Source organism: uncultured Neisseria sp. (genome assembly GCF_951230505.1).
In the GTDB taxonomy this organism is placed as follows: Bacteria; Pseudomonadota; Gammaproteobacteria; order Burkholderiales; family Neisseriaceae; genus Neisseria.
Genome location: NZ_CATNVN010000124.1, coordinates 1 through 5,451, shown reverse-complemented (window position 1 = coordinate 5,451; position 5,451 = coordinate 1). Strand labels below are relative to the sequence as shown.

Here is a 5,451-nt window from a genome sequence, read left to right as displayed (position 1 = left end):
TGGAACGTGCCGGCGACCTTGCAGCCTTGTTGACCAACCTCGAGCCTCATGATGTGCTGTTTATTGATGAAATCCACCGTTTAAGCCCCGTGGTTGAAGAAATCCTTTATCCTGCGCTTGAAGATTATCAGTTGGACATCATGATAGGCGAAGGACCGGCCGCGCGTTCGGTCAAAATCGATTTGCCGCCGTTTACATTGGTAGGTGCGACGACCCGCGCCGGCATGCTGACCAACCCTTTGCGCGACCGTTTCGGTATCGTGTCCCGATTGGAGTTTTATCAGAATAAAGATTTGGCGACTATTGTTGCCCGTTCTGCTCAACTATTGCAGTTGGATATGGGCGACGAGGGCGCTATGGAAGTGGCCAAGCGCAGCCGCGGCACTCCGCGTATTGCCAACCGCCTTTTGCGACGTGTACGCGATTACGCGGATGTGAAAAACAACGGCGTGATTGATGCGGAAATTGCCGATGCGGCCTTGAGTATGCTGGATGTGGACGGGCAAGGTTTGGATGTGATGGATAGGAAATTCCTTGAGGCGATTCTGCACAAATTCAGCGGCGGTCCTGTCGGTTTGGAAAACGTGGCTGCTGCGATTGGCGAATCGACCGATACCATCGAAGATGTGATTGAGCCTTATCTGATTCAGCAGGGCTTTTTGCAACGTACACCGCGCGGACGCGTAGCAACCGAACGAGCCTATCTGCATTTCGGTTTGAAGGTTCAAGAATAATAATGAAGGCCGTCTGAAAACTGCTTTCAGACGGCCTGATACTTTCAATTTCATATGATTGTCGGCAAATATCTGCCGATAATCGGTTAAAATGTCCCCCTTTTCTTTTTTGAAGTTTCCCCATGAATATCTTATCCGTAGAAAATGCTTCTTTTGCCGTCGGCCACGTCGCCTTGCTCGACAAAACTTCTTTTCAACTCGACAGCGGCGAGAAAATCGGTTTAATCGGCCGCAACGGCGCGGGTAAGTCTTCGTTTTTAAAAATCCTTGCAGGCGTACAAAAGCTCGATGACGGGCAGATTATTGTTCAAAATAATCTCAAAATCGTTTATGTGCCGCAGGAATCCTTTTTTGATAAGGACGCAACCGTATTTGATACCGTTGCCGAAGGTTTGGGCGAAATTCGCGATTTATTGCGCCGTTATCATCATGTCAGCCATGAGTTAGAAAATGGTTCGAGTGAGGCTTTGTTGAAAGAGCTCAATGAATTGCAACTTGAAATTGAAGCGAAGGACGGCTGGAAGCTGGATGCGGCAGTGAAGCAGACTTTGGGCGAACTCGGTTTGCCGGAAAACGAAAAAATCGGCAACCTCTCCGGCGGTCAGAAAAAGCGCGTCGCCTTGGCGCAGGCTTGGGTGCAAAAGCCCGACGTATTGCTGCTGGACGAACCGACCAACCATTTGGACATTGACGCGATTATCTGGCTGGAAAACCTGCTCAAAGCGTTTGAAGGCAGCTTGGTCGTGATTACCCACGACCGCCGTTTTTTGGATAATATCGCCACGCGCATCGTTGAACTTGACCGCGGCATTCTGCGCTCCTATCCTGGCTCGTTCTCTAAATACAGCGAGAAAAAAGCGCAAGAGTTGGCAGTCGAGGCGGAACACAACCGCTTGTTTGATAAATTCCACGCGCAGGAAGAAGCGTGGATACGCAAAGGCATCGAAGCGCGCCGTACCCGTAACGAAGGTCGCGTGCGCCGTTTGGAAGAACTGCGCCGCCAGCGCGCCGAACGCCGCAACGTACAAGGGCAGGTCAACTTTAAGCTCGATAGCGGCGAAAAAAGCGGCAAAATCATCGCCGAATTGGAACACGCTTCGTTTGCCTATGGCGACAAAGTTATCATGGACAAATTTTCTGCCATTTTGCAGCGCGGAGACAAAATCGGCTTAATCGGTCCAAACGGTATCGGTAAAACCACCTTCCTTAAGCTGATTTTGGGCGAATTGCAGCCGACCTACGGCAGAATCCGTATCGGCAGTAAGCAGGAAGTTGCCTATTTCGACCAGTTCCGTAGCGCGTTGAATGAAAACGACACCGTGTTTTACACGCTCGGACAGGGCAACGATTACGTTGAAGTCGGCGGTAAGAAAAAGCATGTGATGAGCTATCTGGAAGATTTCCTGTTTCATCCAGCCCGCGCGCAAAGTCCTGTTTCATCGCTCTCCGGAGGCGAACGTAACCGCCTTTTGCTGGCAAAACTCTTTACCCGTCCTGCCAATATCCTCGTCTTGGACGAACCGACCAACGACTTGGATATCGATACTCAAGAGCTGCTTGAAGACTTATTGCGCGATTACCAAGGCACGGTATTCCTTGTCTCGCATGACCGTATGTTCTTGGATAATGTGATTACCCAAAGCATTGTTTTCGAAGGACAAGGCCATCTGAAAGAATACATCGGCGGCTATCAGGACTATATCGATGCAAAATCGAGAGAAGAGAAGATTCAGACGGCCGCTGCGCCTAAAGCTGTTGCCGAGCCTGAAAAAATCAAACCCAAAGCCAACCGCACGGTCAAACTTTCTTACAAAGAACAGCGCGAACTCGATGCCCTGCCTGATGAAATCGCAGCTTTGGAAACTGAGCAGGCTGAAATCAATACCCAGCTTTCCGATCCTGAAATTTTCAAAGATTACGAAAAAGCAGGTGCGTTACAAAGCAGGGCTGAAGAAATTGAAATGCTGCTTTTGGAAAAGCTGGAACGCTGGGAATGGCTGGAAGCGAAACAAAATGGCGAAGCGGTTTAAATTGGGAATTTTGTCCCAAAGTAGGGCAGATACTTTTCTAAGTCATGCCGTCTGAACCCCGAATATTCAAAAACAAGATCTACAACCAACATGAAAAAAGTCGAGAAAAACGTATTGGTGCTGCATAGCGCTAAGGAAATGTTTGAGCTGGTGGACAAAGTTGAGGACTATCCAAAATTTTTGCCGTGGTACAGCAAGACCGAAGTCATCGAACGCAAAGGCAATGAGCTAAAAGCGCGCCTGTTTATGGACTATATGCGCGTCAAGCAGTCGTTTGCGACGCACAACCACAATATCCCGGGGCAGGAAATCCGCATGGATTTACTCGAAGGGCCGTTTAAAACCCTGCGCGGCACTTGGAAATTTATCGATTTGGGCGATGATATGTGCAAAGTCGAATTCAGATTAGAATACGATTTCTCCAATGCCGTACTCTCTGCCATGATTTCCCCGGTGTTCGGCCATCTTGCCGGTACGCTGGTAGATGCTTTTATTAAAGAGGCCGACCGCCGCTATGCTTGAGATTGAAATTGTTTACGGGCTGGCCGATAGGCAAGTGTTGAAGAGCATGACCGTTGCCGAAGGTGCAACCATACGCGAAGCTGCCCTGCAAAGCGGTTTGGAGGTAGAGTTCCCAGAGTTGGATTTACAGCAAGCACCTTTAGGTATTTTCGGCAAAGCCGTGAAAGACGAGACAGTGTTACGCGATGGCGATCGGATTGAGGTTTACCGTCCATTGTTGATTGATCCGAAAGAAGCGCGACGTAAACGCGCCGGGCAAGAATAAATCAAAGGCCGTCTGAAACTTTTTCAGACGGCCTGTCAAACTGAAAGAACAATAATGAGCTTGAAAATTAAATTAATCGTCGGTTTGGGCAATCCAGGCCAAGAATACGAACAAACGCGCCACAATGTCGGCTTTTGGCTGTTGGACGAACTGGCGTGGAAATGGAAAGTCAATTTTAAAGACGAGAAGAAATTTTACGGCGAAGTAGCGCGCGCCACTACGCCTGATGGCGATGTTTGGCTGCTCAAACCCATGACCTTTATGAACCGCTCCGGTCAGGCCGTTGCCGCTTTGGCTCAGTTTTACAAAATCAAGCCGGAGGAAATCTTGGTGGTCCATGACGAGCTGGATATTCCATGCGGCCGTATCAAATTCAAACTTGGCGGCGGCAACGGCGGACACAACGGCCTCAAAGACATTCAGGCTCGCTTGGGTACGCCTAATTTCTACCGCCTGCGCTTAGGCATTGATCATCCGGGCGACCGTAATCTGGTTGTCGGTTATGTGTTGAATAAACCGTCGGCGGAACACAGACAGCAAATTGATGATTCCATCGCTAAATCCCTGCAAGGATTGCAGGCCGTGTTGAATGGCGAATGGGAAGAAGCAACACGTTTTTTGCACAGTAAGTAAGCGCACCCGAATCAAACGGGTAGCCTTGCACATCATGTTCAGACGGCCTGAAAACAGGCAGTGCGTCTGACTAGCGATAAACCAATCAAAGAAACAGTAAATTATGAACGAACTGACCAGCCTTATGCAGACCGAAGCCCCAGGCATTGTTGGCGAAACATTAGACTTCTGTCTTTACGAATGCAGTATTGAAGATGCCCCGGATGCTAAAGAAGTGGCACAATGGCGTGATATTTTGAAGGCGCGGGGTGGGAAATTTGTCCGCTTGGCAGATATCTGCCAAACATGGCTGGATGAAGAGGCCGACAAATGAAAGCCTTGCCGTTAAACAAATTTACTGTCGCTGCCTTGATTTGGTTTGCCGCCGCCATTTATGCCTTGCTTTTCAAAGAGGGCGGCAATAGCGCTCCACTATTTCCCCATTTTGATAAAGTTGGCCATTTCGGACTGTTTTTCGGTCAGGCATGGTTGTGTGCAAAAATATTTATTCAAGACAATAGGACTATTCCCTATAAAGGCATTCTGCTTGCCGCTTTATTGTTTGCAGTAGGGAGTGAGCTGGCTCAGGCATTTCTGACTGCTACGCGCCAGGGTTCGATCGCGGACGGTATTGCCGATATGGCAGGTACGGCTGCGGCGCTATGGTTTGCAGAAAAAGTAAAAGCAGCAAAAAGTTAGATATATTTAAAGAAGTTAAAAGGCCGTCTGAAATCCTGAGAAACAGGTTTCAGACGGCCTTTTGTTACTTGATATTTGAAGCAATGATTGCTTTATGACAAGAATTAGAATGTCACGCGTACACCGGCAGATACTTCGTGAGTATGAATTTTTGTCTCATCAAATTTGCCCCAGTAGTTGTAGCGGTAGCCAGCGTCCAAGGCAACGTTAGGAGTTACTTCGTAGCTTACACCAGCCATTACACCCACACCGGTTTTAGTTTCTTTGCGTTCATAATATGAATTAGCTGTCTCAACTTTTGTTGAAGCATGATTAACAGCCACACGAGCACCTACATAAGGTTTTACAGGAGCTTGCAGATCAAAGTCATAAATAGCAGAAACGCCGGCACTGTGGTACTTGGCTTCCTTATCAACCAAGGAGGTGTTGATTTTTTTAGATTTATAATGTGTGTAATCAGCAGCAACACGGAAATCACCGAAATCGTAACCGGCAGAGATGCGTGGGCTAAAGCCTTTAACTGATGCATCTCCCTTTACAGTAGCATGACCAGCATCAGCTTGAACATAAAAACCTTTGGTTGCATCAG

The 5,451-nt window shown here is 48.2% G+C and carries 8 protein-coding genes; 7 read left to right on the top strand and 1 reads right to left on the bottom strand.

Features of this window, described 5'->3' with window-relative positions:
- The 7 genes from ruvB to Q1M25_RS07750 form a co-directional block, all read left to right on the top strand.
- Window positions 1-734 (top strand): Holliday junction branch migration DNA helicase RuvB (ruvB, locus tag Q1M25_RS07780; RefSeq protein WP_300483640.1); only part of this gene is annotated, 734 nt, incomplete at its 5' end.
- 122 nt (window positions 735-856) lie between these two features.
- A complete protein-coding gene (locus Q1M25_RS07775) occupies window positions 857-2,764 on the top strand; it encodes an ATP-binding cassette domain-containing protein (protein ID WP_300483638.1) in 1,908 nt (635 codons plus the stop codon).
- Between the two features lie 90 nt (window positions 2,765-2,854).
- Window positions 2,855-3,286, top strand: a complete 432-nt coding sequence (locus Q1M25_RS07770) for a type II toxin-antitoxin system RatA family toxin (protein WP_003683270.1) — start codon at window positions 2,855-2,857, stop codon at window positions 3,284-3,286.
- Window positions 3,279-3,551, top strand: a complete 273-nt coding sequence (locus tag Q1M25_RS07765; RefSeq protein WP_300483636.1) for an RnfH family protein — start codon at window positions 3,279-3,281, stop codon at window positions 3,549-3,551. The genes Q1M25_RS07770 and Q1M25_RS07765 overlap by 8 nt, the downstream gene beginning before the upstream one ends.
- Before the next feature lie 54 nt (window positions 3,552-3,605).
- The gene (gene pth / locus Q1M25_RS07760; RefSeq protein ID WP_300483634.1) at window positions 3,606-4,184 is read left to right on the top strand and encodes an aminoacyl-tRNA hydrolase; all 579 of its coding nucleotides are present in this window, start codon (window positions 3,606-3,608) and stop codon (window positions 4,182-4,184) included.
- A 103-nt stretch (window positions 4,185-4,287) separates the two neighbouring features.
- Window positions 4,288-4,497, top strand: a complete 210-nt coding sequence (locus tag Q1M25_RS07755; protein WP_300483631.1) for a dioxygenase — start codon at window positions 4,288-4,290, stop codon at window positions 4,495-4,497.
- Window positions 4,494-4,862: a VanZ family protein gene (locus tag Q1M25_RS07750; RefSeq protein WP_300483628.1), complete on the top strand. Its 369-nt coding sequence runs from the start codon at window positions 4,494-4,496 to the stop codon at window positions 4,860-4,862. Before Q1M25_RS07755 ends, Q1M25_RS07750 begins: the two co-directional genes overlap by 4 nt.
- 104 nt (window positions 4,863-4,966) lie before the next feature.
- On the opposite strand, the gene Q1M25_RS07745 is transcribed toward Q1M25_RS07750, so the two are convergent.
- The coding region (locus tag Q1M25_RS07745) for an opacity family porin (RefSeq protein ID WP_300483625.1) at window positions 4,967-5,451 on the bottom strand (485 nt) is incomplete at its 5' end.